Source organism: Pseudomonas sp. XWY-1, from assembly GCF_002953115.1.
Taxonomy (GTDB): domain Bacteria; phylum Pseudomonadota; class Gammaproteobacteria; order Pseudomonadales; family Pseudomonadaceae; genus Aquipseudomonas; species Aquipseudomonas alloputida.
Genome location: NZ_CP026332.1, coordinates 1,861,805 through 1,888,503, shown reverse-complemented (window position 1 = coordinate 1,888,503; position 26,699 = coordinate 1,861,805). Strand labels below are relative to the sequence as shown.

At 62.3% G+C, this 26,699-nt stretch carries 26 protein-coding genes; 7 read left to right on the top strand and 19 right to left on the bottom strand.

The window, feature by feature from the left end; all coding sequences use genetic code 11:
* The 10 genes from kdpA to PRJ_RS08865 form a co-directional block, all read right to left on the bottom strand.
* Positions 1-1,695, bottom strand: a complete 1,695-nt coding sequence (gene kdpA / locus PRJ_RS08915) for a potassium-transporting ATPase subunit KdpA (RefSeq protein WP_104961130.1) — start codon at positions 1,693-1,695, stop codon at positions 1-3.
* A 9-nt stretch (positions 1,696-1,704) separates the two neighbouring features.
* Positions 1,705-1,794 (bottom strand): K(+)-transporting ATPase subunit F, encoded by a 90-nt coding sequence (kdpF, locus tag PRJ_RS08910; RefSeq protein ID WP_003251485.1) that lies wholly within the window; start codon positions 1,792-1,794, stop codon positions 1,705-1,707.
* 238 nt (positions 1,795-2,032) lie between these two features.
* Entirely contained in the window at positions 2,033-3,085 is a 1,053-nt protein-coding gene (locus PRJ_RS08900) for an AI-2E family transporter (protein ID WP_104961128.1), read from the bottom strand.
* A 12-nt stretch (positions 3,086-3,097) separates the two neighbouring features.
* Positions 3,098-3,892 carry a DUF4892 domain-containing protein gene (locus PRJ_RS08895; protein WP_104961127.1) on the bottom strand — a complete coding sequence of 265 codons (795 nt, stop codon included), beginning with the start codon at positions 3,890-3,892 and terminating at the stop codon, positions 3,098-3,100.
* 109 nt (positions 3,893-4,001) lie between these two features.
* The gene (locus PRJ_RS08890; protein WP_019750852.1) at positions 4,002-4,856 is read right to left on the bottom strand and encodes an alpha/beta hydrolase; all 855 of its coding nucleotides are present in this window, start codon (positions 4,854-4,856) and stop codon (positions 4,002-4,004) included.
* Positions 4,853-5,641 (bottom strand): alpha/beta fold hydrolase, encoded by a 789-nt coding sequence (locus PRJ_RS08885; protein ID WP_104961126.1) that lies wholly within the window; start codon positions 5,639-5,641, stop codon positions 4,853-4,855. Before PRJ_RS08885 ends, PRJ_RS08890 begins: the two co-directional genes overlap by 4 nt.
* Before the next feature lie 92 nt (positions 5,642-5,733).
* On the bottom strand, positions 5,734-6,108 hold the full coding sequence (locus PRJ_RS08880) for a hypothetical protein (protein ID WP_010954933.1): 375 nt from the start codon (positions 6,106-6,108) through the stop codon (positions 5,734-5,736).
* A 162-nt stretch (positions 6,109-6,270) separates the two neighbouring features.
* Positions 6,271-6,729: a phosphohistidine phosphatase SixA gene (gene sixA / locus PRJ_RS08875; protein ID WP_104961125.1), complete on the bottom strand. Its 459-nt coding sequence runs from the start codon at positions 6,727-6,729 to the stop codon at positions 6,271-6,273.
* The gene (locus PRJ_RS08870; RefSeq protein WP_003251499.1) at positions 6,726-7,073 is read right to left on the bottom strand and encodes a DUF4389 domain-containing protein; all 348 of its coding nucleotides are present in this window, start codon (positions 7,071-7,073) and stop codon (positions 6,726-6,728) included. The genes sixA and PRJ_RS08870 overlap by 4 nt, the downstream gene beginning before the upstream one ends.
* A gap of 36 nt (positions 7,074-7,109) precedes the next feature.
* Positions 7,110-8,135, bottom strand: coding sequence for an NAD(P)H-dependent glycerol-3-phosphate dehydrogenase (locus PRJ_RS08865; RefSeq protein ID WP_010954935.1), 1,026 nt, complete (start codon positions 8,133-8,135; stop codon positions 7,110-7,112).
* A gap of 227 nt (positions 8,136-8,362) precedes the next feature.
* Between PRJ_RS08865 and PRJ_RS08860 the strand changes: the two genes are divergently transcribed.
* The 5 genes from PRJ_RS08860 (at position 8,363) to fabB (ending at position 15,250) form a co-directional block, all read left to right on the top strand.
* Positions 8,363-10,477 carry a TonB-dependent siderophore receptor gene (locus tag PRJ_RS08860; protein WP_104961124.1) on the top strand — a complete coding sequence of 705 codons (2,115 nt, stop codon included), beginning with the start codon at positions 8,363-8,365 and terminating at the stop codon, positions 10,475-10,477.
* Complete coding sequence (locus PRJ_RS08855) at positions 10,477-11,367, top strand: ABC transporter substrate-binding protein (RefSeq protein ID WP_104961123.1); 891 nt, start codon at positions 10,477-10,479, stop codon at positions 11,365-11,367. The genes PRJ_RS08860 and PRJ_RS08855 overlap by 1 nt, the downstream gene beginning before the upstream one ends.
* Positions 11,364-13,295, top strand: a complete 1,932-nt coding sequence (locus PRJ_RS08850; protein WP_104961122.1) for a response regulator — start codon at positions 11,364-11,366, stop codon at positions 13,293-13,295. Before PRJ_RS08855 ends, PRJ_RS08850 begins: the two co-directional genes overlap by 4 nt.
* 207 nt (positions 13,296-13,502) lie before the next feature.
* Positions 13,503-14,018 carry a 3-hydroxyacyl-[acyl-carrier-protein] dehydratase FabA gene (fabA, locus tag PRJ_RS08845; protein WP_003251509.1) on the top strand — a complete coding sequence of 172 codons (516 nt, stop codon included), beginning with the start codon at positions 13,503-13,505 and terminating at the stop codon, positions 14,016-14,018.
* A gap of 11 nt (positions 14,019-14,029) precedes the next feature.
* Positions 14,030-15,250, top strand: coding sequence for a beta-ketoacyl-ACP synthase I (gene fabB / locus PRJ_RS08840; protein ID WP_010954940.1), 1,221 nt, complete (start codon positions 14,030-14,032; stop codon positions 15,248-15,250).
* A gap of 157 nt (positions 15,251-15,407) precedes the next feature.
* Here the strand turns inward: fabB and PRJ_RS08835 are convergent, their stop codons facing one another.
* Positions 15,408-16,415, bottom strand: a complete 1,008-nt coding sequence (locus PRJ_RS08835; protein WP_104961121.1) for an amidohydrolase family protein — start codon at positions 16,413-16,415, stop codon at positions 15,408-15,410.
* A 117-nt stretch (positions 16,416-16,532) separates the two neighbouring features.
* Here PRJ_RS08835 and PRJ_RS08830 point away from each other — a divergent pair, with 117 nt between their 5' ends.
* Complete coding sequence (locus PRJ_RS08830) at positions 16,533-17,396, top strand: pirin family protein (protein ID WP_020193852.1); 864 nt, start codon at positions 16,533-16,535, stop codon at positions 17,394-17,396.
* Positions 17,397-17,638: 242 nt separating this feature from the next.
* Here the strand turns inward: PRJ_RS08830 and PRJ_RS08825 are convergent, their stop codons facing one another.
* From PRJ_RS08825 to PRJ_RS08810, 4 genes are all read right to left on the bottom strand, one after another.
* Complete coding sequence (locus PRJ_RS08825; RefSeq protein WP_010954943.1) at positions 17,639-18,364, bottom strand: dienelactone hydrolase family protein; 726 nt, start codon at positions 18,362-18,364, stop codon at positions 17,639-17,641.
* Between the two features lie 63 nt (positions 18,365-18,427).
* Positions 18,428-20,332 (bottom strand): molecular chaperone HtpG, encoded by a 1,905-nt coding sequence (gene htpG / locus PRJ_RS08820; RefSeq protein ID WP_014590273.1) that lies wholly within the window; start codon positions 20,330-20,332, stop codon positions 18,428-18,430.
* Between the two features lie 69 nt (positions 20,333-20,401).
* A complete protein-coding gene (locus tag PRJ_RS08815) occupies positions 20,402-20,884 on the bottom strand; it encodes a PaaI family thioesterase (protein WP_003251519.1) in 483 nt (160 codons plus the stop codon).
* A complete protein-coding gene (locus PRJ_RS08810) occupies positions 20,881-21,357 on the bottom strand; it encodes a PaaI family thioesterase (protein WP_010954945.1) in 477 nt (158 codons plus the stop codon). Before PRJ_RS08810 ends, PRJ_RS08815 begins: the two co-directional genes overlap by 4 nt.
* A 154-nt stretch (positions 21,358-21,511) precedes the next feature.
* On the opposite strand from PRJ_RS08810, the gene PRJ_RS08805 reads away from it, so the two are divergent.
* A complete protein-coding gene (locus tag PRJ_RS08805) occupies positions 21,512-21,784 on the top strand; it encodes a hypothetical protein (RefSeq protein WP_104961120.1) in 273 nt (90 codons plus the stop codon).
* Between the two features lie 66 nt (positions 21,785-21,850).
* On the opposite strand, the gene PRJ_RS08800 is transcribed toward PRJ_RS08805, so the two are convergent.
* From PRJ_RS08800 to sucC, 4 genes are all read right to left on the bottom strand, one after another.
* On the bottom strand, positions 21,851-22,600 hold the full coding sequence (locus PRJ_RS08800; RefSeq protein WP_104961119.1) for a DUF599 domain-containing protein: 750 nt from the start codon (positions 22,598-22,600) through the stop codon (positions 21,851-21,853).
* Between the two features lie 235 nt (positions 22,601-22,835).
* Positions 22,836-24,149 (bottom strand): branched-chain amino acid transport system II carrier protein, encoded by a 1,314-nt coding sequence (gene brnQ / locus PRJ_RS08795; protein WP_010954948.1) that lies wholly within the window; start codon positions 24,147-24,149, stop codon positions 22,836-22,838.
* Positions 24,150-24,552: 403 nt separating this feature from the next.
* Positions 24,553-25,437: a succinate--CoA ligase subunit alpha gene (sucD, locus tag PRJ_RS08790; RefSeq protein WP_003254203.1), complete on the bottom strand. Its 885-nt coding sequence runs from the start codon at positions 25,435-25,437 to the stop codon at positions 24,553-24,555.
* On the bottom strand, positions 25,437-26,603 hold the full coding sequence (sucC, locus tag PRJ_RS08785) for an ADP-forming succinate--CoA ligase subunit beta (protein WP_003254205.1): 1,167 nt from the start codon (positions 26,601-26,603) through the stop codon (positions 25,437-25,439). Before sucC ends, sucD begins: the two co-directional genes overlap by 1 nt.
* Positions 26,604-26,699 lie beyond the last annotated feature (96 nt).

Sequence of the window (26,699 nt, the reverse complement as noted above, 5' to 3'; positions counted from 1 at the left end):
TCAAAAACCCAGGCTAAGGTGTTCGGCGATTGGCCCAAGGGCCAGGGACGGCAGGAAGGTCAGGCCACCGACCAGCAGGATGGTCACCAGCAGCAGGCCGGTGAACAGCGGGCCGTGAGTCGGGAAGCTGTTCTGCCCCAGCGGCGCGCTTTTTTTCGCCGCCAGGCTGCCGGCCAACGCCAGTATCGGCAGGATGTAGCCGAAGCGGCCGATGAGCATGGCCAGGCCGATCATCAGGTTGTGATACACGGTGTTGGCGCCAAACCCGGCAAAGGCAGAGCCGTTGTTGGCCGAGCCCGAGGTATAGGCGTACAGCAACTGGCTGAAACCATGCGCCCCCGGGTTGGTGACCGCCCCGGCTGGGCCGGGCAGGCTGGCGGCGATGGCGCCAAGTACCAGCACGCCAACCGGCATCACCAGCAGGGTTGCCACCAGAAGCTGCACTTCACGGGCCTGCAGCTTCTTGCCCAGGTATTCCGGGGTACGGCCAATCATCAGCCCGGCCAGGAACACCGCGATAAGTACGAACAGCAGCATGCCGTAGAGGCCCGCGCCGACGCCGCCGAATATCACCTCGCCGACCATCATGTTGACCATCGCCACCATACCGGTCAGCGGGTTCAGGCTGTCGTGCATGGCGTTGACCGAACCGTTGGAGGCGGCGGTGGTGGTGACCGCCCACAGCACCGAACCAGTGGTACCGAAGCGGCTTTCCTTACCCTCCAGAGGGGCGGTCTGTTGCACCTGCGCGCTTTCCAGGGCCGGGTTCGGCTGATGCTCGGACCACAGCGCCGTGCTGCCACCGATCAGGAACAGGGCAAGCATGCAGGCGAGGATGGCGCGGCTCTGACGCAGGTCCTTCACGTAGTGACCGAAGGTGAACACCAATGCCACCGGAATGAGGATGATCGATGCCACCTCGAACAGGTTGCTCCAGGCCGTTGGGTTTTCGAACGGGTGCGCCGAGTTGACGCCGAAGAAGCCACCGCCATTGGTACCCAGCTGCTTGATGGCGATCTGGCTGGCGGCCGGCCCCAGCGGAATGGTCTGGTCGGCCCCTTGCAAGGTCAGCGCGTGGGCGTAGTCGGCAAAGGTCTGCGGTACGCCCTGCCATACCAGCAGCAGCGCCAGCAGCAAGCACAGCGGCAGCAGGCCGTAGAGGGTGCCACGGGTCATGTCGACCCAGAAGTTGCCCAGCGTCGTCGCGCTGCGCCGAGCGATACCGCGGCACAGGACAACCAGTACGGCCAGACCGGTGGCAGGGCTGACAAAGTTCTGCACGGTCAGGCCAAGCATCTGGCTCAGGTAGCTGACCGACGCCTCACCGCTGTAGGCCTGCCAGTTGGTGTTGGTAACGAAACTGACGGCGGTGTTGAACGCCAGTGACCATTCCTGGCCAGGCAGGTGCTGAGGGTTGAGTGGCAGGTAGCCCTGCAACAGCAGCACGGCGAACAGCAGCAGGAAACCGACCAGGTTGAACGCCAACAGGGCCAGGGCGTATTGCCGCCAGTTCTGCTCCTGGCTGGCGTTCACACCCGCCAGCCGGTAACAGCCCTGCTCGACCGGCCCCAGCACAGGGGTCAGCCAGGTACGCTGGCCTTCCATGACCTTGTAGTAGAACCGCCCGAGCCAGGGTGCCGGTAGCAGCACGATGACAAAGAATGCCAAGAGCAAGGCGAAATCGTAACTGTGCATGGCCGCTCCCTAGCTGCGATCGGCGCGCAGCAGCGCCACCAGCAGATAAAACGCCAATGCCACTGCCAGCAGCAGTGACAGCCCGTCGAGCATGTTCATGTGTGGATCTCCCCGTGTTACGGCTTGGGCCGCTTTGGGGAAATTGTCCGAGGGAGAGGCGTAAAGGGGCGAGATCGGGGGGTGGGGGTGGGTATAAAGAATGCGTAAAAATCAGCGTTGTGGTCTGCCTGTATCGGCCTCTTCGCGGGCTTGCCCGGTCCCACAAGTACTGCACAGCCTTCAAGGCCTGTGTGGTACCTGTGGGAGCGGGCAAGCCCGCGAAAGGGCCGTTACAGGCTTATTGTTGTGGCGGCTGCTGCGCCGCGTTACGGCTCCAGTCCAGCAGCAGGCTGTAGCCTACCGCCAGCAAGGTCGGCCCGATGAAAAGGCCAATGAAGCCAAAGGCAAGCAAGCCGCCGAACACGCCCAGCAGCACGATCACCAGCGGCAGGTTGCCGCCACGGCTGATCAGGTACGGTTTGAGCACGTTGTCCACGCCGCTGATGACGAACGTGCCCCACGCACCCAGGAACACCGCCATGCCGTATTCGCCCTTCCACACCAGCCAAGCGGTGGCCGGGATCCAGGCCAGTGGCGGCCCCATGGGGATCAGGCTGAGCATGAAGGTCACCAACCCCAGCACGATCGCCCCGGGCACCCCGGCGATCAGGAAGCCGATCAGTGCCAGCAGGGCCTGCGCGGCCGCCGTGCCGATCACCCCGTTGACCACCCGCTGCACGGTAGCGGCTACCAGGTCCAGGTAATACTCGGCGCGCTCGCCCACCAGCCGGTGCAGCAAACGCAGCACGAATGCCGCCAAGCGTGGCCCGTCGCGGTAGAAGAAGAACACGAACACCAGGCTCAGGGTCAGTTCCAGCACGCCGCTGCCGATCTGCGCGCTGCGCGCCAGCAACCAGTTGCCCACCTGCCCAAAGTAAGGCTTGATCGAGGTAAGCAAGGCTGCGCCTTGCTGGTCCAGCGATTGCCAACCGTTGACCAGACGCTCGCCAACGAAAGGAATGCCACCCAGCCAGGCCGGTGCATCGGGCAGGCCGTCGACCTGCACGTCACGCACGAACGCCGTAGCGTCGCGAATGTGATCGGCCAGGTTGAACCCCAGCCACACCAGCGGCAGTGCCACGATCAGGATCCAGGCCATGGTCAGCAGGCCGGCGGCCAGCGTCTCGCGACCGCCCAGCAGGCGCGTAAGAAAGCGCATCAACGGCCAGCTGGCAAAGGCCAGGATGGCGCCCCACAGCAATGCCGATATGAACGGTGCCATCACCCACAGGCCGGCCCCCAGCAATGCCACCAGCAGAATCTGGACCAGCAGGCGATCATTGTTAACCATGAGGGTGCTCGTTCAAGGGATCAGTTCAAGGTGCAGGCCGTCTGTAGGCGCACCGCCGACTTCAAGACGGCGATTGCGCACCCCGGCCTTGACCAGCGCCTCGCGCCAGGCCTCAGCCTGGGCGCCACTGAGGCTGACGCGCAAGGTGCTGTCAAGGTTCAGGCTGCGGGCCAGCAGGTTTACCCAGGCGTCTTGCGGTGCAGCAAGGTCAGGGTAGTCGAGCTTGCCGGTGTCACGCATTTCGCGCAGCACCGTAGCGGCGGTTGGCAGCAGCTCGCCCAGCGGGCTGCCTGAGATGAACTCTTCCACATGCAGATAGGCACGACGGTTGCCACGGGTAACGCTGTACAGCGCGACCAGGGTGTCGGCCTCGTCTGCCGAGCGGCGCAGCAGGATGAACGCCTGCTGCTCGTCGCCTCCGTTGAGGCGGGCATTGGCGAACACATCATTGGCCCACAGGCTGGCCTCACCGCAATCACGCCCCTGACACCAGAACAAAGGGTAGCCACCCTCGCGTACAAGTGCTTCGCGGGCACTGGTGAAGGCCTCGCGTGCAGTACGCTCGACGGGCAATTCGTAGGTCACCGAGCTGACCTGACCGCGGCTCTCGACTTTGTCATCGACCCGCAGGCGGCCACTGATCTTGCGTAGCGGGCCCATCGGGTAGACCCGCTCCTGTTCCGTCGCCGGGCGTTGATCGACCACCTTGGCGTCCTGCGGGACCGGCAGGCTGCCGGCCCACGACACGGGGGTGGCGAGCACCAGGCAGGCAGCCAAGGCAGTGCGAATGGAATCAGGCACGCTCATTGGCGAACCAGGCGGCGCTCAGCGCCGAATTGAAGCTCCAGGATGTCTGGCAGTTGCATGGTTGTCTCCCTGTTCAACCCGCCAAGCCTCGACACTTGTCCGGTGCAAGTCAAGCAAAGCCAAAGAAGCGATTGATACAGTCTGCAACAAGGGACGCGCCCTGCGCATCGTTCAGGTGCAGGTGATGGCCGCCGGGCAGCGTCACCTGTTCAAAGGGTAGCTGCTCCAGCAACCCGGTGTGGCGCGCCAGCATACCGTCGGCGGCCACCACCAAGAGCGCCGGGCAACTCACCCGCCGCACATAGGCCATGGCCTGGGCCTCGCTCAGGCGCACCGGCGAGGGCAGGGTCAGCCGGCTGTCGCTGCGCCAGCTGTAGCCACCGGGCACCGGCATCAGGCCACGTTGGGCCAGCAGCTCGGCCGCTTCACGGCTGACCGCGACCATGCCTTTCATCCGGGCTTGCACCCCTGCTTCCAATGTCGCATACACCGACTTGCGCTTGCCATCCAGCCGCAACTGGGCTTGCAGCGCCATCCCTAAGCGCTCACCTGCGTCCTGCTCGGCGCCAGTCGGCGGGATCACGCCGTCGATTAGCGCCAGGTGACTGACCCGATCGGGCAATGCACCGGCCAGTTGCACCGAAATGATCGCGCCCAGCGAATGCCCCAGCAGGGCGAAACGCGGCCAACCCAGTTGCTCGGCCACGCGCAGCACGTCATGGGCATAGTCGGCCAGGGCATAACCGGCGCCAGGCGGGCGGTGCTCCGAATAACCATGGCCGGCCAGGTCCAGGGCGACGAGGCGCAGACCTTTCAGTTGCGGTGCCAGGCGGGCAAAGCTGTTGGCATTGTCCAGCCAGCCATGCAGGGCAATCACCGGCAGCCCGTCTTCGGGGCCGAACAGGTGTGCAGCCAGTTCGATATGGCCCAGGCTCAGACGAATTTCCTCAACGTGTGCGCTCATGCCTGGCTCCAGCGGTCGAACAGGCCCTTGATCAGGCTGGCAGTGTCGGCCGGGCGCTCCAGCGGGAACATGTGCCCACCCGGTACACTGTGGTATTCACCGTTGGGCATACTGCGCACGGCCAAGGTGTGGTGGCGACGAATGACGTTGCTACGGTTGCCGCGCACCATGGCCAGCGGCACCTGCAACTGGCGCGCGGGGGCGGGGCTGGTGTGCGGGATGCTGCGGTAGATGCTGATTTCAGTAGCAGGGTCGAAGCGCAACTGTAGCCCTTGCTCCACCACCTGCAGGCCATGTTCTACATAAGCGTCGAGGCAATCGGGATCGAAATGGCGGAACAGTGATTTGCCAGCGAAATAGTCCCGGGCGCTGTCGCGGTCATTGAACGTTTCGCGACGCCCCAGGGTGCGCCCGGCCGGTGTGATGCGGTCGATGAAACCAAAGCGCTTGGCTGTGCGCAGCAGCCATTGATCAGCGCGGGTGAGCACCGGGGAGTCGAGCATCACCAGCCCCCGGTAGTACTCGGGGCAGCGCAATGCCGCGTGCAGATGCAACACGCCACCCAGCGAATGGCCAACGCCCCAGACCGGCTGGTCCTGCTGCGCCAGGTGATGCAACAATTCATCGACCAGGCTTTGCCAGTTTTCGTCCACGGGAAAGCGCGGGTCATGCGCATGCTGGGCCAGGTGCTGCACCTGATAGTCCGGCGCCAGCGCGGCAAACAGCTTGCCGTAGGTGGCCGATGGGAAACCGTTGGCATGGGCGAAGAAGATCTGCTGCGACATGGCGCCTGGTCCGGACCGGAATGATGGCCCATTGTCGGCATCGCGGGGCAGTTCGGCAATGTCCATAAAGGTCATCGGCGAGGGGGATCAGGTCATGCCGAGCGGTCGAAACTGCTCAGCGACCGACGCAGGCAGGCCTGCATGTAGGCCACTTGGCTCTCCAGCGCCTCGCGGGCCAGACGCTGGTCCTGGTAGTCCAGTTGCAGGCGGCGCAAGGCCAGACAACTGGTTTGCAGCAAGTGCGAGACCCGCAGGCAGGCATCCTGCAGCGTACGCAGGTCCTGCTCGCATTGTTGCCTTGCAGCAGGGTCCAGCCCGGGGTTGTCGTTCACCTTGCGCATCAGGTGGTAAAGCTTGGCATCGGCCGATTCACGCAGCAGGCTGTATTGGGCGAAATCCAGCGAAGTACCTTGGTCAACCTGTTCCAGGGTGGGTTGCAGGTCCAGGGAGCGCAACAGTTCCAGCATTTCACCCCTCATTCGCCGTTCCCTGATATTTGCCATGTGGCAACGCTAACAAGCGATGGTGAAGCGCGACAACTGACAAAAATGCCAGTTGCCTTATCGATCTTTACCCATGCCAGGATGCAGACTCGAGCGAAACAGTGGCCTGCACAAGCCATGGGAAGTTCACGCGGGTGAGTGGAGGGCCCGAAGCGTCATCAACCCGGCCAGCGGCCACTCACCTTCCAGCTCCGCCAGGCTGGCAGTGCTCATGGCTGCCGGCTGCTGCCTGTGGCCGTGCTCCAGCGCCCCGACCAAGGTACCTACCAGCGGCTGGTGGCTGACCAGCAGCACATGCTCGAGCCCCAGCCGCTCGATTTCGCCGATGACCTGCTGTACATCACCCTCGGGCGTCAGCCAGGGCACGGTGCGCACCGGTTCGGCGAAGCCCAGGGTGTCATGCACCAGCGCGGCGGTCTGCTGGGCGCGTACGTAAGGGCTGGCAACAATAGCCTGCAATGGCTGCCCGATCAGGTAAGCCGCACTGTGCAGCACCTGCTCGCGACCATGGGCAGTCAGACGGCGCTCGGCATCCGTCTTGGCCCGCGGCTCAGCTTCACCGTGGCGCAGCACCCACAGCTTCACAGCTTGGGTTCCTCGTCACGCACCGGATGCGCGGCCGGTGCCACGGCGTGCGCTGCTTCACCTTCCGGCGCACGCGGGGCCGGCCAGTCTGCGAACGGCCACGGCTTCTGGTCGCTGTGGAAACTGCCGAATCGGCCGATCTGTGCCAGGTACTGGCTCAGGCTGTCGCCGAAATTCATCAGGCTGGCGCTGGGCGCGCCATACACCAGTCGGTAGATCAGCTGTACCAGCACCAGGCCACCCAGCAGCAACTCGGCCAGTTGCCAGACCACCAGGAACACCAGCATCCACAGCACCCGCAGGATGATCGACTCGCGCTGGGCGCGTTCGGGCGTATCGTTCATGTGTTGCTCCTTGCTCGTGTCAGAGCCGCCAAGGGCTCAGTTGAAACCGCTGATGGAAATGAAATCGACATCGGTCTTGGGCTCGGCGCGCATCAGGTGCTCGATCACCTGGTTCAGCGTGCGCCCTTCGAACAGGATGGCATGCAGGCCAGCCACCAGCGGCATGTACACCTGCACTTGCTGGGCCTTGGTCTTGAGCACCTTGAGCGTGTTGACCCCCTCGGCCACTTCGCCCAGGCGGTTGACCGCCTCTTCCAGGCTTTGGCCCTGCCCCAGTGCGTAGCCAACCTGATAGTTGCGGCTCTTGGGCGAGGAGCAGGTGACGATCAGGTCACCGACACCGGCCAGGCCGAGGAACGTCATGGGGTTGGCGCCCTGGCTGACGGCGAAACGGGTCATCTCGGCCAAGGCCCGGGTAATCAGCATGCTCTTGGTGTTCTCGCCCATCCCCAAGGCCACCGCCATGCCGGCGATGATCGCGTAGACGTTCTTCAGTGCACCGCCCAGTTCGACACCGAAACGGTCGGCACTGGCGTAGACGCGGAAGGTGCGCCCGTGCAGCACGGCCTGTACCTGCTGGCACAGGTCTTCGTGCTCACTGGCCACCACTGTGGCAGTCAGCGCATGTTCGGCGATTTCGCGCGCCAGGTTGGGCCCCGACAAAACGCCGATGCGCGCCTCGGGGGCGATCTCTTCGAGGATCTGGCTCATCAGCTTGAAGCTTTGCGCTTCGATGCCCTTGGTCAGGCTGACCAGGCCTTTGCCGCGCAGCAGCTCGGCATGCGGTGCCAGCACGCTGCGCAAGGCACTCGATGGCAGGGCAACGAAGATCAGCTCGCTGGCCTGCAGGGTGGCCAGCAAGTCGTTGACCGGCTCAACCCCATCGTGCAGGCGGATACCCTTGAGGTAGCGCGGATTCTCGCGATTCACACGCATGGCCTCGGCCTGCGCCGGGTCGCGCATCCATTGGCGCACCGGCACACCGTTTTCCGCCAGCAGGTTCGCCACGGCGGTGCCGAAGCTGCCGCCGCCCAGAACCGCAACAGGTTGCTGTTCAGTCATATCCAATCCATTAAAGCCAAAAGTTAAGTGGCGACCCCGCCATTATACGGCTCGCCTGCTACAGAACCAGTGTCTGGGCGTTTGCAGTATTTGCCATGGCATTTTCGGAGCCGTCGAGATCGAGCGCCGCCACGCGGTACTTTTCAAGACGTACGCCCGACACCCACTGGCAAAACCCCCACGGTCAGTTACCATGCCTGTTTCAATCCTGAAACAAAGGCCGCTCCGTGTTCCCTGGCACGCCCCCGTACCCGCGCCTGCTGTTATTGACCGCCCTGCTCGGCGGTCAGGCCGTGGCCGACGACCTGTTCATCGACAACACCGACCTGCCACAGGTTCTGACCGCCACACGCCTGAAACAATCCCCCGCCGCTGTCCCGGGCAGCATGACCGTACTCGACAGCGAACTGATTCGCGCCAGCGGTGCCCGTGACATCCCCGAACTGCTGCGCCTGGTACCGGGCATGATGATCGGCTACGGTGCCGGTAATCAACCCACGGTCAACTACCACGGCAGCAACGTCAACGACGCACGGCGCATGCAGGTATTGATCGATGGCCGCTCGGTATACCGCGCAGGCCTGGCCACGGTGGACTGGAGCGACATCCCCTTGGCCATGGAGGATATCGAGCGCATCGAGGTGTTTCGTGGCCCGAATACCGTCAGCTATGGCGCCAACGCGCTGATGGCGGTGGTCAACATCCTCACCCGCAAACCCGCCGACAGCCATGGTACGCGGCTGAAAGTGACACGCGGCCAGGACGGTATCAACGACTTCTATGCCAGCCACGGCTTGGGTTGGGACGGTGGCGACATGCGCCTGTCGCTGTCGGGCCAACAGGACGACGGCTTCGATGAGAACCAGTTCGGCCAGGACTACCGCGACAGCCGCCGCCTGACCCGCTTCAACCTCAGCGCCAACCACAACCTGGCGGTCGACCAGACCCTGGAGTGGCAACTGGCGGCCAAGGAAGGCAGCAATCAGCGGCCCTACACCTACCAGCCGGTGTTCCAGCAGTACGAGTCCGGGAACAATGCCGACGTCAACGCCAAGGACTATGCGGGCTCGTTGCGCTGGACCAAGGACTTCAGCGCTGAACACAGCCTTTATATCCAGGGCTCAGCCCAGCATTTTGATCGCCAGCAAGTGTGGCGCGCCTGTGATGCCTTGCAGTCGTTCAGCCCCGAACTGACCCAGCTCTGGCAGATGAACCCCGACTTCGCCGAAAAAGTGGCGCGCGGCATTGCGACTGGCGCCCCCCTTTCCACTGACGACCCTGCCCTGAAAGGGCTTCTGCAGAAAGTGCAGCAACAATGGGATGAGGGTGGAAAGCAGCAGGTCTGCGGCGATGTCGATCAGAGCACCCGTGAAACCCGCTACGACCTGGAAATCCAGGACACCCTGAGCCTGACCGACAGCCTGCGTCTGCTCAGTGGCATGAACTACCGCTATGATCGCGCCGACTCGCAGACCTACTTCAACGGCAGCATCGACGACCAGACCTGGCGCCTGTTCGGCCAGCTGGAATGGCGGGCCGACGAGCACTGGATACTGCAAGGTGGGGCCATGTTCGAAGACTCGCGCCTGTCTGGCAGTTCGCTGACCCCGCGCGTGGCGGTCAACTACCTGATCACCCCGCGCCACGGCCTGCGTGCGGTGTACTCCGAAGCGGTGCGCTCGCCCGACATGTTCGAGAACAACGTCAACTGGAGTTACACGGTCAAGAACCTCACCCCCAATTCATTCGGCCTGCAAAACGGTGAGTACTTCGTCAAGACCCGTGGCCCTGGCGACCTTGAACAGGAGCGCATGCGCTCGCGCGAGCTAGGCTACAACGGCTACTTCAGCGACCTCGACCTGAGCCTGGATGTGAAGCTGTTCTACGACGAGATCACCGGCATGATCAGCGAGCCTCTGAGGAACAACCAGTACATCGCCAGCAACGCCAACAAGGCCCGTTTCAGCGGCAGCGAGGCGCAAATGGACTGGCGCCCCACCCTGCGCGACCGCCTGCGCCTGACCTATGCCTACGTCGATGCCTGGGCCAGCAACCCCGACGACCGTCGCCTCAGCGCCCGTAACAGCGGCTCGGCCGGGTGGATGCGCGAATGGGGTGCCGGCTGGTCGAGCGCGCTGTTCTACTACGGCGACGATGCCCTCAACCAGTACCGCTACGAGCGTCTGGACCTGCGCCTGGCCAAGCGTTTTCGGGTGTATGGCAGCACCCTGGAGCTGGCGGCGCTGTGGCAGCAGCGCCTGGACGATGAACCCACCTCGGCCCTGCAGAACCGCTACGACAGCCGTCACCGCCTGAGCGTGAGCGCGGAGCTGGAGTTCTGATGGCCCTGCTGCTGCGCCTGTTGCTGCTCTGCCTGTGGCCGTTGGGGCCTTTGTCCGCCAGCGAAGTCCTGCTGGTGGGGGCTGAGGACCAGCCCGGTGTCCGCAGCTTCATCGCCGCCCTGGAAAGCCGCCGGCCGCACGATCATGTGCAGTTTCAAACCACCGCCAACCTGCCGCGCCCAGGCAAGCTCAAAGCCGACCAACGCCTGATCCTGCTCGACAACGCAGCACTGGAATGGCGCCTGGGGGAAACCGCCGGCCCGCCGGCGCTGGTCATGCGGGTCAGCCGGGTACAGGCTGAACAGCGCCTGGGAAAGTCGCGCCCCGCGTTCCTCACACTGCTGTGGAGCGACGCACCGCTGGGACGGCAACTGCGCCTGGCACGTTACCTGTTGCCGCAGGCCAGGCGCGTTGGCGTGCTGTACGGCGAGCACAGCAGCTTTCTGCTGGACGAACTGCGCCATGCTGCGCGGCCGCTAGGCCTGGAGATCGTGGCCCAGGACTGGTCCGACCCGCGTGACAACAGGCCCCTGCAGCACCTGCTGGGCAACAGCGATGTGCTCCTGGGCCTGGACGACCCTGACTTGTACAACTCCAAGACTGCAAAGAACCTGCTGTTGAGCAGTTATGGCCGGCAGATGGCACTGATCGGCCCGAACGCCGGCTTCGTTCGCGCCGGCGCCCTGGCCAGTACCTACAGCGACCAGGACGACTGGCTGTGGGTGCTCGACCAGTTGCTCGACCAGCCGCCGACGCGCTGGCCGCGAAGCCTGTACCCGGTGCGTTACGGCGTCAGTGGCAACCAGCAGGTGGCCCGTGCCCTGGGTCTTGAACCAATCGATCAGAACGCCGCCGTCAAGGCCCTGGCCGAGGGAGAACCCACCCAATGAGCAAACGCTTGAGCTGGGACATTCATACCCGCACGCAGATCATCAGTCTCGGCCCCGCCCTGCTACTGACCTTGCTCTTGATCAGCTTCTTTACCTTCGTACGCATCCAGGACCTGCGCCAGGAACTCAACCACACCGGGCAACTGATCGCCAACCAGTTGGCACCGGCGTCGGAATATGGGGTGATTTCGGGCAACAACGAAGTGCTTGAAGGGCTGATGCGTGCCACCCTCAGCATCCCGCACGTGCGCTTTCTGGAAGTGCAGGACAGCCGCAACCACATTCTGGTGTACGTCGAGCAGTCCGACGAAAGTGCCAACCGTGCGCAACAGGTCGAGGTGTTCCAGGCGCCCATTCGCCTGCAGCAAATCCGCCTGGACAACGACTTCCTGCAACAGGGCAAAGCCACCACCCCGGCCATCGGTGACGACTACCTGGGCCGCGTGATCGTCGGCATGTCCGATGACGCCTTCAGTCAGCGCCAGCAGGAAATCGTGATCAAGGCCGGGATCCTGGCGTTGTTCGCCCTGCTGTTCACCTTCTTGCTGGCACGCCGCCTGGCCCTGAGCCTGGCCAAGCCGATCAGCGACATGGGCCATGCGGTCAAGGCGATTCAGCAAGGCGAGTACAACACCCCCTTGCCGGTCGTCGACGACAGCGAGCTGGGCCACTTGGCCCGCCACATCAATAACCTGGCCAGCGCCCTGGAACAGGCCAGCGATGAACAGAAGCAGGCCATCGCCGAACTGATCCAGGCCCGCGAGGAGGCCGAACAGGCCAACCGTGCCAAATCGGATTTCCTGGCGATGATGAGCCATGAGTTGCGCACCCCGATGAATGGCGTGCTGGGCATGCTGCAACTGCTGGAAACCACACCGCTGAGCAGTGAACAGGCCGATTACACGGCAGTGGCCAGCGAGTCCACCGGGCATTTGCTCAAGGTCATCAACGACATCCTCGATTTTTCGCGCATCGAACGCGCCGCGCTGCAGCTGGAGCACATCGACTTCAACCTTGGCGAGCTGATCACCAACAGTGTCCAGTCGTTCCAGCACAGCGCCCAGCAACGCGGCCTGGGCCTGCACCTGCAACTGCCGGCCGGCATCGAGCAGTTGCAGGTGAACGGCGACCCCACGCGCATCCGCCAGATTCTGCTGAACCTGATAGGCAACGCCCTGAAGTTCACCGAACGCGGCCAGGTGCAAGTCGACGCACGCTGGCAGGTGCTCGACCGGCAGTTGATCTGGCTGACCTGCAGCGTGCGCGACACCGGCATCGGCATCGACAGCGACCGCCTGGAAATGATGTTCGTCGCCTTCCAGCAGGCCGACAGCTCGATTTCCCGTCGTTATGGCGGCACCGGGCTGGGGCTGTCGATCGCTCGTACCCTGGCCGAGCGCATGGGCGGCAAGCTACGCGGTGAAAGCCGTGAGGGCCTGGGTTCGACCTTCACCCTGGAGATGCCGTTGGCCCTTGCCAATCCTGCCCCCGTCCCGTTGACGCCGCCAACGACTGTACGAACGACGGTGCCGGACAATGATCAGGTACTGCTGGTGGAGGACAATCCGGTCAACCGGAGCGTCGTGGAAGCCATGCTGCGCAGCCTGGGGCTGGCAGTATGCACGGCAGAAGATGGCCTTGAAGCCGTCGAGCTGGTCGGCCAGCAGCGCTTTGCTGCCGTGCTGATGGATTGCCGCCTGCCGCACCTGGACGGCTATGAAGCCACCCGACGCATCCGCCAGTTGCCCAACGGCGCCGGGCTACCGATCATCGCCCTAACCGCCAACGCGTTGCAGGGCGACCGTGAACGTTGCATGGCCGCCGGTATGGACGATTACCTGAGCAAACCCTTGCGCCGTACCGAATTGCAGCAGGTGCTGCAGCGCTGGTTACCCGGTCAGACAACCGCGACTGGCGATAAATGCTAAAGTGCGGCAGTCTTAAACACTGGACAGGACCTTCATCGGACCTGAAAATAGACGTTTCAGTGCACACCTGTACTTCTTTCACCAGGTGCGCTGTGACTTTCACCACAACGCAATAGTCTACCTGTAGGCTGCCGTCTCGAAGCGCTTTGTTTTCGGGCCGGCCGGGAAGATTCATCCCCTGCCGCAGGGGGTTATTGAGGAGCTCGCATGACCAAACAACACGCCTTTACTCGGGAAGACCTGCTGCGCTGCAGTCGCGGTGAGCTGTTCGGCCCAGGTAATGCGCAACTGCCCGCGCCGAACATGCTGATGGTCGATCGCATCACCCATATCAGCGAAGAAGGCGGCAAGTACGGCAAAGGTGAATTGGTCGCCGAGCTGGATATCAACCCGGACCTGTGGTTCTTCGCCTGCCATTTCGAAGGCGATCCGGTAATGCCGGGCTGCCTGGGCCTCGACGCCATGTGGCAGCTGGTTGGCTTCTTCCTCGGCTGGCAGGGCCTGCCGGGCCGTGGCCGCGCCCTGGGTTCGGGCGAGGTGAAATTCTTTGGCCAGGTACTGCCTGAAGCCAAGAAAGTCACGTACAACATTCACATCAAGCGCGTCCTGAAGGGCAAGCTGAACATGGCCATCGCCGATGGTTCGGTCAGCGTCGACGGCCGCGAGATCTACACTGCCGAAGGCCTGCGGGTCGGCGTGTTCACCTCCACTGACAATTTCTAAGGGTTATTCGCATGCGCCGCGTCGTTATCACTGGTCTGGGCATCGTATCGTGCCTGGGCAATGACAAAGCTACCGTCACCGAAAACCTGCGCAACAGCCGTCCGGGTATCCGTTTCAACCCGGAATACAAGGAAATGGGGCTGCGTAGCCAGGTTTCCGGGTCCATCGACCTCAACCTCGAAGAACTGATCGACCGCAAGGTTTACCGCTTCGTCGGCCATGCGGCTGCCTACGCCTACCTGGCCATGCAGGACGCGATCAAGGACGCTGGCCTGACCGAAGAGCAGGTTTCCAACCCGCGTACCGGCCTGGTGGCGGGTTCCGGCGGCGCCTCGACCCTGAACCAGATGGAAGCGCTGGACACCCTGCGTGAGAAAGGCGTCAAGCGCGTCGGCCCATACCGCGTTACCCGCACCATGGGCAGCACCGTTTCGGCATGCCTGGCCACCCCGTTCAAGATCAAGGGCATCAACTACTCGATCTCGTCGGCCTGCGCCACCTCGGCTCACTGCATCGGTACCGCACTGGAGCAGATCCAGTGGGGCAAGCAGGACATCGTCTTCGCCGGTGGTGGTGAAGAAGAGCACTGGAGCCAGTCGTTCCTGTTCGATGCCATGGGCGCCCTGTCGACCAAGCGCAACGAAACCCCGGAACTGGCCTCGCGCGCCTACGACGCTGACCGTGATGGTTTCGTCATCGCTGGCGGTGGCGGCATGGTCGTGGTCGAGGAACTGGAACACGCCCTGGCCCGCGGCGCCAAGATCTACGCCGAAATCGTTGGCTACGGTGCCACTTCCGACGGCTACGACATGGTTGCACCGAGCGGCGAAGGCGCCATCCGCTGCATGCAGCAGGCGCTCTCCACTGTCGACACCCCGATCGACTACCTGAATACCCACGGTACCTCGACTCCGGTCGGTGACGTGGCCGAGATCAAGGGCGTGCGTGCCGTGTTCGGCGACAAGGCTCCGAAGATCAGCTCCACCAAGAGCCTGTCGGGTCACTCGCTGGGCGCTGCCGGCGTGCACGAGGCGATCTACTGCCTGCTGATGATGGAAAACAACTTCATCGCCGGCTCTGCCAACATCGACGAGCTGGACGCGGAAGTCGCCGACTTGCCAATCCTGCGTAAAACCGAAGAAAACGCCAAGATCGACACGGTCATGAGCAACAGCTTCGGCTTCGGCGGCACCAACGCCACCCTGGTGCTCAAGCGCTGGGAAGGCAAGTAAGACGCTGCTGCTGTAAATGAAAACGCCCCGACTGGTTCGGGGCGTTTTTGTTTGGGTTGCCTGTGCTGGCCTCTTCGCGGGTAAACCCACCACACAAGCCTTCAGCGCTGTGCCCACCCTGTAGGAGCGGGTTTACCCGCGAAGAGGCCCGCACAGGTCACTGCTGTACCTTGGGCAACACCGCCAGAAAATTCTCCCGGGCCACCTTGTGCGCCACCCGCTCCGGCAAGGCATCCAGAAACGGCTTGAACCCGTGCATCTGCTCCCCCAGGCTGCCAAACCGCCCCACCACATCCGACCCCAGCATGAACCGCTCCGGGTACTTCTCGACCAGCGCCAGCCATTCCTTGCGCGGCGCGCCCTGCTCATCCAGCAAATACGGCTGCAGCACACTCCACGACAAATCGACATACAGGTTCGGGTAGTCCTCCAGCAATCGCGTCAGCACCGGCAGTAGAAAGTCCATCTGCGTCTGGTGGCGATGTATCTCCATGCTGCTGCCCGCATGCGCCCAGATGAATCGCGTATGCGGGTGATTGCGCAGCGGCTCTTCGATCTCCGCCAGGTACAGCGGGTTGCGCTCGCGCTTGGAGGTGATGTTGGAATGCAGCAGCACGGGCAGGTCGCGCTCGGCCGCCAGGTGGTAGATACGCGTCATGGCCTCATTATTGGCACGTGGCGTGTCGCCACTGGTCAGCGCTGTCAGGTCATCATGTCGGGTGAACACCTCGCCGATGCCCTGCCAAAGGCCCGGGTACAAATCGAGCATGCGCTCGATATGGCTGACCGCATTCTTGTCCACCGGGTTGAAACCGCTGAGGAATGGGTGAAAGCGCTTGCGCTGCTCACTTGGCAATTGCTGCAGCGCCGCCGCCACGTAAGTATCAGTGGCGCTGTACCAGTAGGCATCAGCGTCATCACCGGCGTAGTAGCGCGGGCGCTTGGGTTCGTCTTCGTGCCATTTCTTGGCCACCGGTATGCCTGAAATCATCGACTGCTCAACCCCTGCGGCATCCATGGCCTTGATCAGCGCCGGCATGCCTTCACTTTCCTGGAAGAAGTCCACGTAGTGCAGGTGGGCATCACTGTAGCGGTACTCGCGCGCCTGGGCCGCCTGGCACAGCCAGCCGAACAACAGCACACAAGCCAGCGCTCTGGCGGTCATGGTCATCCTCCTCATGCAAGTACGAACCCAGTAGACCAGGCGGCCGCCAAGACGGTTCAGCCACGGCGGGCAAACCGCTATGCTTGAGGCACTTCCACCGTGCCCGGAGCCTTCCCCATGAGCAGCCCACTGGTCATCCACCCCCGAGCCGAGACGGTCGAGGGCCAGCCGATCCTGCGCCCGCTGCCGTCAGCCCAGTGCCGCAGCGTCGGCCCGTTCGTGTTCTTCGACCACATGCTCGAAACAGACTATGCCCCGGGGCATGGCATGGACATCCGCCAGCATCCGCATATCGGCCTGTCCACCCTGACCTACCTGTTCGAAGGCGCAATTCTGCACAAGGACAGCCTTGGCTCGGCGCAGCGGGTGCTGCCCGGTGATGTCAGCTGGATGACCGCAGGCAGCGGCGTCGCCCATGTCGAGCGCACCCCGGAAGATGCCCTGGCCCATGGCTCGCGCCTGCATGGGCTGCAGGTATGGCTGGCGTCGCCACGCGAGTTTGAGCAAGGCCCGGCAAGCTACAGCCATCACCCCGCCGCGAGCTTGCCCGTCAGTGACAGCCTGGGTGTGCGTATCTGCATGATTGCTGGCAGCGGGTTCTGCCTGGCGTCACCGGTGCCGGTGCTGTCCCCTACCCTTTATGCGCATGTACGGATGCAACCGGCGACCACCTTGCTGGTACCGAATGAGCATGTGCAGCGGGCGCTGTACCTGCTAGATGGTGAGTTGACGATGAACGATGAAGACGTGGAACCGTGCAGCCTGGTGGTGCTGCCGGAGGGGGAAGAGGTGACGTTGTATGCGGAGGGTGAATGCCAATTGGTACTGATTGGCGGTGCACCGCTGGATGGGCCGCGTCGGATGAACTGGAATTTCGTGGCCAGCGACCCGGAGCTGATCGAGCGGGCCCGGGCCAGGTGGGCTGCGGGGGATTGGCCGGTGGTGCCGGGGGAACATTCTAGGATCGAGTTGCCTCGGTGATCGGGGGTGGACACAGGTCGACGGTTGGGCGCAAGCCGCTGTAGGAGCGGGTTTACCCGCGAAGAGGCCGGACCTGCTGGCCAATCTCCACCCGCTGTTCACCGTTGCCGCCGCCACCGTATTCGCGGGTAAACCCGCTCCTACACCCAGATCGGGGGTGAACGCACATTGGTGATTGGGCGCAGGCCGTCGCGTAGGAGCGGGTTCACCCGCGAAGGGCTGCAAAGCAGCCCCCTGCAAGCTCAACGCTGGAACACTTCACTCAGCAGATTATGCATCGAACGGAACGCTCGCTCGGAAGTGCGCCGGTCATACTGCATCTTGCCCGGCATATTGGCATTCGGGTCGGTAAACGAGTGCACCGCGCCGCCGTAACTGAGCAACTGCCAGTCCACCTTGGCTGCGTTCATCTCGTCTTCGAATGCCGGCAGCTGCTCTTTAGGCACCAATGGATCGGAGGCACCATGCAACACCAGCACCGAGCCCTTGATGCGCTTGGCATCTTCAGGATTCGGCGTGTCCAGGGTGCCGTGGAACGATACGGCCGCACGCAGGTCGGCGCCGCTACGGGCCAGTTCCAAGGCACAGCAGCCACCGAAGCAGAAGCCGAAGGTGGCCACCTTGCCAGGCTCCAGCAACGCCTTCGACTGCCCCAGCAATTGCGCCAAGGCCTCCTGCATGCGCTTGCGCAGTTCGCCACGGTCATTCTTCAGCGGCATCATCGCCACGCCTGCCTCATCGGCATTGGACGGGCGCACCGATTGCCCGTACAGGTCGGCGATCAGCACCACATAGCCCTTCTCGGCCACTTCCTTGGCAATGCGCTCAGCACCTTCACCAATGCCCATCCAGTTCGGCGCCATCACCAGCCCTGGGCGGCCCAGCGCACCCGGCTCATAGACCAAACGGCTTTCGTAGGTCTTGCCAGACAGGTGATAAACCAGCGATTCGACGATTACTTTGCTCATCAAGCACTCCTTTGGCACTCGTCATAAAAAAGCCCGCCGAAGCGGGCTTTGCTGTGCATCAACTCAAGCAGACAGCTCGACCAGTAGCTTGTTCAGGCGACGAACGTAAGCCGCCGGGTCCTTCAGGCTGTCACCAGCCGCCAGGGCCGCCTGATCGAACAGGATGTGCGACAACTCGGCGAAACGGTCTTCGCTCTGCTCGTGATCCAGCTTCTCGATCAGCGGGTGGCTCGGGTTGAACTCGAAGATCGGCTTGGACTCCGGCACTTTCTGCCCGCTGGCTTCCAGGATCTGGCGCATCTGCAGGCCCAGGTCCTGCTCGCCAATGGCCAGGATCGCCGGCGAGTCGGTCAGGCGGTGCGATACGCGTACTTCGGCCACGCTGTCACCCAGCGCACCTTTCAGTCGCTCGACCAGACCTTCCTTGTCCTTGGCGACTTCTTCCTGGGCTTTCTTGTCTTCTTCCGAATCCAGCTTGCCCAGGTCCAGGTCGCCACGGGCAATATCGACAAAGGCCTTGCCGTCGAATTCGTTGAGGTAGCTCATCAGCCACTCGTCGATGCGATCAGTGAGCAGCAGCACTTCGATGCCTTTCTTGCGGAAGACTTCCAGGTGCGGGCTGTTCTTGACCTGCGCGTACGACTCGCCGGTGAGGTAATAGATCTTGTCCTGACCTTCCTTGGCGCGGGCCAGGTAGTCGGCCAGGGCGACGCTCTGCTCGCCGCTGTCGTCCTGGGTGGACGCAAAGCGCAGCAGACCGGCGATTTTCTCCTTGTTGGCGAAGTCTTCGGCCGGGCCCTCTTTCAGCACCTGACCGAAGTTTTTCCAGAAGCCCTTGTATTTCTCGGGTTCGTTCTTCGCCAGCTTCTCCAGCATGTCCAGCACGCGCTTGGTCAGCGCGGTCTTCATCGAATCGATGATCGGGTCTTTCTGCAGGATTTCACGCGACACGTTCAGCGACAGGTCGTTGGAATCGACCACACCCTTGATGAAGCGCAGGTACAGCGGCAGGAACGACTCGGCCTGGTCCATGATGAACACACGCTGCACGTACAGCTTCAGGCCGCGTGGCGCTTCGCGCTGGTACAGGTCGAACGGCGCACGGGCCGGCACGTACAGCAGCGAGTTGTATTCGAGCTTGCCTTCAACCTTGTTGTGGCTCCAGGCCAGCGGGTTTTCGAAGTCATGGCCGATGTGCTTGTAGAACTCCTGGTACTCCTCGTCCTTCACCTCGGTGCGCGAACGGGTCCACAGGGCGCTGGCGCGGTTGACGGTTTCCCACTCTTCGGCCGGCTGCTCTTCACCTTCGGCGGCGGCCTGCTCTTTCGGCAGCTGAATCGGCAGGGCGATGTGGTCGGAGTACTTCTTGACCACGTTGCGCAGGCGCCAGCCATCGGCGAACTCCTGCTCGTCCTTCTTCAGGTGCAGGACGATACGGGTACCGCGCTGTGGCTTGTCGATGGTGGCGACTTCGAACTCGCCCTCGCCTTTCGACGACCAGTGCACACCTTCGGCCGCTGGCTGGCCTGCACGGCGGCTGTACACGTCGACCTTGTCGGCAACGATGAACGCGGAGTAGAAGCCCACGCCGAACTGACCGATCAGGTGCGAGTCCTTCTTCTGGTCACCGGTTAGGTTCTTCATGAAGTCGGCAGTGCCGGACTTGGCGATGGTGCCCAGGTGGGCAATGACGTCTTCGCGGCTCATGCCGATGCCGTTGTCCTCGAGGGTCACGGTACCGGCGTCCTTGTCGAAGCTCAGGCGAATCTTCAGGTCAGCATCGCCCTCGAACAGCTCTGGCTTGGCCAGGGCTTCGAAACGCAGCTTGTCGGCGGCGTCGGAAGCGTTGGAAATCAGCTCCCGCAGGAAGATTTCCTTGTTCGAGTACAGCGAGTGAATCATGAGGTGCAGCAGTTGCTTCACCTCGGTCTGGAAGCCCAGCGTTTCCTTTTGTGTTTCCACAGTCATGGTCTTCGAAACTCCGATCTGATGGCGTTGGCGCCTGGCGGCCGGTTCGGCCAGCGTTAACGGCGGATGTCATGCAGATGGGGGCTGCCCGGATGATTTCAAGGGCTTTTCCGGTTCGATCTTGAAATGCGCACGGGCCGTGGCAATCGGCGACTGCCTGTCGCCCTGCCAGGCGGTGATGGCCACGTTGGTCACCCGCCGGCCCTGGCGCCACAGCTGGCACTGGGCGTAGGTATCGCGAAAATGCCCGGCGCGCAGGTAGTCGATGGAAAAGTCGATGATCTTCGGAATGCTTGCGCTCTCGCTGTAGATCAGCAGGTACAGCGCTGCCGACAGCTCCATGAAGCCGGCGATCACGCCGCCATGGATGGCCGGTAGCAGTGGGTTGCCGATATTGTCCGGGCTGGCCGGCAGGCGGAACAACACGTCATCGCCCTGACGCTCGCATTCGATGCCGATCAGCCCGGCATAGGGAATCAGCGCCAGCAACGGTCGATAGTCGCCCACCGCATGGGCGGCGTTGAGCTGCTGGCGTACCGCGTGCGGAATCATGCCTTGCCCTCCTTCAGACTGTCGCCGAAACGGATGCCGCCCTTGATGTCCTGGCCCAGGCGCATGAACGTGCCCACCACCTGGCAGATGGGCTGGTCGGGGTCGTCCTGGTAGGCGGTGCCACGGGTGAAGATCACGTCGCGGGTAACACGGTAGCACTGGGCGTGGCCATAGATGTCCTTGCCGGCCTCAGCCGGGTGCATGTAGTCGATACGCAGGTCCAACGTCGGGCACACTTCGAAGCGCGGCAGCACACACAATGTGGCCATGCCACAGGTGGTGTCCATCAGCGTGGTCAGCGCACCGCCGTGCACGGCACCGGTTTGCGGGTTGCCGACAATCGCCGGCGACCACGGCAGGACCAGGGTCATGCCATCGCCATCAGCCTGCGCCACGCGCATCTGCAACAACTGACAATGTTTTAACGCCGAGAGAAAGCGCTCGGCCATTGCCATCAAGGTTGAATCGCTCATCGGCTGTTCCCATCGGCCGCAGGGCAGCGGCATAAATTCGTTAAAAAGTCCATGTAGAACGGGACGTTATATATCTGTAATCTTCGTTGAACTTATTCCGCGTAGTTGCACTCGAAGGAACAAGTCACTTATTCCACCAAGGAGAAACACCCCCATGCGTAAACCTTTTGCTTTTGCTCTGATGCTGGCCGCTGCCATGGGCCTGGCTGCTTGCGATAAAGCGAGCGAAGACAAAGCCCAGGACGCACAGCAACACGCCGAGCAAGCCCAGGAAAAAATGGGTGAAGCTCAGGATAAGATGAACGAAGCCGCCGAGGAAAACGCCGAAGCTGCCAAAGATCAGGCCGAAGCCGAGCAGAAGGCTGCCGAAGAAGCCGCTCCGGCTACTCCGGCTCCAGCTACGCCGGCAGAACCTGCCAAGCAGTAACTGGCTAAAACAAAAAACCCGACAATGTCGGGTTTTTTTGTGCCTGCGAACTTTCGATTAATCGTTTCAGTTGGAGACAACCGAGCTTTCCTTGCCCGGCTCCGACAGTACACTTTCGGTCGGTGTGAACACCATCACATCGAGTACATCCGAATGGAACTCTCGACGGTACAGAATCAGCACTACTCCCACACTCATCGCCATGAACAACCATGGGCTGATAAACCAGCTCAACATGGCCATGCCGAAGTAATACGAACGCAGCCCCAAGTTGAACTGGTTGGCCGCCAACGACAATACCCGCGCCGCGCGGGAGGCGAACGCCTTGCGCTCCAGCTCATTGACCAGCCGTTCGCCGATCATCGGCGCCGAGCCCACCAGCACGGCGGCAAAGTTGTATTGGCGCATGCACCAGCTGAACGTGAAGAAGGCATAGACAAATACCATGGCCAGGCACAGCAGCTTGATCTCCGACATGCCCTGGGATGTTTGCTGAACCAGCGGCAGGTCGGCCAGCAACGACAGTGCCCGGTCGGAGGCACCGAGCACGGTGAGGATGCCAGCCAGAATGATCAGGGTGCTGGAGGCGAAGAACGAAGCGTTGCGCTCCAGGTTACCGATCACGCTGGCATCGGCGATGCGGTTGTCGCGCAGCAGCATGCGGCGCATCCAGTCTTCGCGGTACAAGTGCAGCACGCTGGCCAGGCACGCGGTGTCGCGCCCCTTCCAAATCGCATATCGGGTATAGCCACCCCAGCACAGGGCGAACCAGGCGATGGCCAGCAGGTTGTTGAGGTTGCTTTGGATGAAGTTCATGCAGGGTTACCGAAAGGGCCATGTGCCTAAAGGATAGGGACCGGATTTCGACGCTGGCAAGCGGCAAAAGGCACACCTGCACAGTGAAAAATGCATTACCTGTTGCGAAGAGGCCGAAACAGGCAAACAGCAAAAAGCCCCGCATCCTTTCGGATACGGGGCTCTCTTGTTTTCACCCTTGGCGGGCACCCTTCGGCTTGTGGCCGGTGCCGCCCTCAGGCTTCAACTTGCGCAGTCAGGCCAGCGCCTCGCGCGGCTTGCCGAGCATGCGGTCGCAGGCCACGGCACCCACCAGGGTCACCACTGACGGTACCAGCCAGGCCATGCCGGCATCACTCAATGGCAGGTGCGCCATGAAGTCTGGCAACACGTGGGCAAGGCTGCTGCCCTTGATCGCATCGACCATGCCGAACAGCAGCGAGACCAGCATCACGGGCGCCAGGATGCGCGTTGGCGAGTTCCACAGGTCTTTCACGAAGCTCAGGCCAACCACCACGATGCACGGCGGATAGATGGCGGTGAGCACCGGGATCGAGAACATGATCAGCTTGGTCAGGCCAAGGTTGGAAATCAGCAGCGAGAAGCCGGCAAGGATCACCACCAGCGCGCGGTACGACAGCGGCAGGATCTGGCTGAAGTACTCGGCGCAGGCACAGGTCAGGCCAACCGCGGTCACCAGGCAGGCCAGCGCGATCAGCACGGCGAGGAAGCCGCTGCCCAGGGAGCCGAAGGTGTGCTGTACGTAGGCATGCAGCACCGCCGCACCGTTGGTGGCGTCAGCCGCGATGTCGTGGCTGGTGGCACCCAGGCGGAACAGGCTGATGTAGACCAGGGCCAGCCCGACACCGGCGATCAGGCCGGCGATGATGGCGTAGCGGGTAATCAGCCTCGGCGACTCGACACCGCGCGAGCGAATGGCATTGACAATGACGATACCGAACACCAGGGCACCCAGGGTATCCATGGTCAGGTAGCCATCGGAGAAGCCCTTGGAGAACGCAGCGGCGGCATAGGCAGGCTGTGCGTCACCAATGCTACCGGCGGGCAGCGCGAAGGCAGCGATGCCCAGTACTGCCAGGGCAATGATCTTCAACGGTGCCAGGAAGCGGCCCACGGTGTCGAGCAACTTGCCAGGGTACATGGACACGGCCAGCACGACGATGAAGTACACCAGGCTGTAGATGAACAGCGCCAGCGGGCTTTCACCGGTCAGTGGTGCAACGCCCACTTCGAACGACACGGTCGCCGTACGCGGGGTGGCGAACAATGGGCCGACCGACAGGTAGCACACGGCTGCCAGCAGGCCGCCGAAGAACTTGCCGATCGGGCTGCTCAGTGCATCCATGCCGCCACCGACCTTGGCCAGAGCGACCACCGTGATGACCGGCAGGCCCACGGCAGTGACCAGGAAACCCAAGGCCGCCATCCATACGTGCGGGCCAGACTGCAGGCCGACGATAGGCGGGAAGATGATATTGCCTGCACCCACGAAAAGCGCAAACGTCATAAAGCCAAGCGCCAGGATATCCTGGCCTTTGAGAACTTTCATTTAAGGTAGTACCACACTGCTGAAATCGGGATTCGAGAGGGGATTTCCCTTTGGGTAAGGGGAAATGCTGCCCGGCTTGATAGGCCAGACCCGTTTAGCGTGTCGTTCCCTTTTGGGGTACGGGCACAGAGTGAACGCGTAATGTAACTGGTTTGTCAGTCAAACGCACTGGCACAGTGCTGCTTGTCCGATGTGCGTACATGTTTGTCGTCTGTGTGACCGAGGACGGCAGGTATTATCCTCGGATTGAAACATTCGTCTGCGTGAAAATTCCTATCAAACCTATCGAAGAATCTCTATTGCCAGCACCGGCCTCTTCGCGGGTAAACCCGCTCCTACGAACCCCACATACGACAAAGGCCACCCGAAGGTGGCCTCTGTGCGCGTGGGGGGTGTAGCAGTATTACTTCTTGGCTTCCCAGCCAGTCAGCTCGGCCAGGGCCTTGCCGATGTCAGCCAGGGAACGCACGGTTTTCACACCCGCGTCCTGCAGGGCGGCGAACTTCTCGTCCGCAGTGCCCTTGCCGCCGGAGATGATGGCGCCAGCGTGACCCATGCGCTTGCCCGCAGGTGCAGTAACACCGGCGATGTAGGAAACGACAGGCTTGGTGACGTGGGCCTTGATGTAGGCCGCGGCTTCTTCTTCAGCCGAACCGCCGATCTCACCGATCATGACGATCGCTTCGGTCTTCGGGTCTTCCTGGAACAGCTTCAGGATGTCGATGAAGTTGGAGCCCGGGATCGGGTCACCGCCGATGCCGACGCAGGTCGACTGGCCGAAGCCGGCGTCGGTGGTCTGCTTCACAGCTTCGTAGGTCAGGGTGCCGGAACGCGAAACGATACCGACCTTGCCTGGCAAGTGGATGTGGCCTGGCATGATGCCGATCTTGCACTCGCCCGGGGTGATGACACCTGGGCAGTTAGGGCCGATCAGGGTCACGCCCAGCTCGTCGCACTTGACCTTGGCATCCAGCATGTCCAGGGTAGGAATGCCTTCGGTGATGCAGACGATCAGCTTGATGCCGCCAAAGGCAGCTTCCAGGATCGAGTCTTTGCAGAACGGAGCCGGTACGTAGATGACCGAAGCGTCAGCGCCGGTAGCTTCCACGGCTTCCTTGACGGTGTTGAACACCGGCAGGCCCAGGTGGGTGGTGCCACCCTTGCCTGGGGTTACGCCGCCGACCATCTTGGTGCCGTAGGCAATGGCCTGTTCGGAGTGGAAAGTACCCTGCGAGCCGGTGAAGCCCTGGCAGATGACTTTGGTATCTTTATTGATCAGGACGCTCATTACTTGCCCTCCGCAGCTTTGACAACTTGTTGAGCAGCGTCGGTCAGGCTGGTTGCCGCAATGATGTTCAAACCGCTTTCTGCCAGTACTTTAGCGCCCAGTTCGGCGTTGTTGCCTTCGAGGCGAACGACGACCGGAACTTTAACGCCGACTTCTTTCACTGCACCGATGATGCCTTCGGCAATCATGTCGCAGCGAACGATGCCGCCGAAGATGTTGACCAGAACGGCCGCGACATTGCTGTCGGACAGAATGATCTTGAACGCTTCGGTAACGCGCTCTTTGGTAGCACCACCGCCAACGTCGAGGAAGTTGGCCGGCTTGCCGCCGTGCAGGTTGACGATGTCCATGGTACCCATGGCCAGGCCAGCACCGTTGACCATGCAGCCGATGTTGCCTTCAAGGGCAACGTAGTTCAGTTCGAACTTGGCAGCGTGGGCTTCACGGGCGTCGTCCTGCGACGGGTCGTGGAAGGTTTTCAGCTTCGGCTGACGGTACATGGCGTTGGCGTCGATGTTGATCTTGGCATCGAGGCAGTGCAGGTCGCCATCGGCCTTGATCACCAGCGGGTTCACTTCCAGCAGCGCCAGGTCATGATCCTTGAACAGCTTGGCCAGGCCAACGAAGATCTTGGCGAACTGTTGAACTTGCTTGCCTTCCAGGCCCAGCTGGAAAGCCAGCTCGCGACCCTGGAACGGCTGAGCGCCGACCAGTGGGTCGATGGTGGCCTTGAGGATTTTCTCAGGCGTTTCGTGAGCGACTTTCTCGATGTCCACGCCACCTTCGGTGGAAGCCATGAACACGATACGGCGGCTCGAACGATCGACTACAGCGCCCAGGTACAGCTCTTTGGCGATGTCAGTGCAGGATTCGACCAGAATCTTGGAGACGGGTTGACCGTTGGCATCGGTCTGGTAGGTAACCAGATTCTTGCCCAACCACTGTGCAGCGAACGCCTTGGCGTCTTCCTTGCTGCGAACCAGCTTTACGCCGCCCGCTTTACCGCGACCACCCGCGTGAACCTGGGCTTTTACAACCCACTCGTTCCCGCCGATCTTGTCGCAGGCTTCTGCAGCTTGCTCAGGGGTGTCGACTGCGAAACCCTTGGAAACTGGCAGGCCGTACTCAGCGAACAGCTGCTTACCCTGATACTCGTGAAGATTCATGCTTTTTACCGTCTTCGTTAGGTACTGCGCTTCGGCGCTGCGCCATCAGTGGCGCCGCACCACCTGTGACCGTTGACCCCGGGTTTCCCGTGTGAT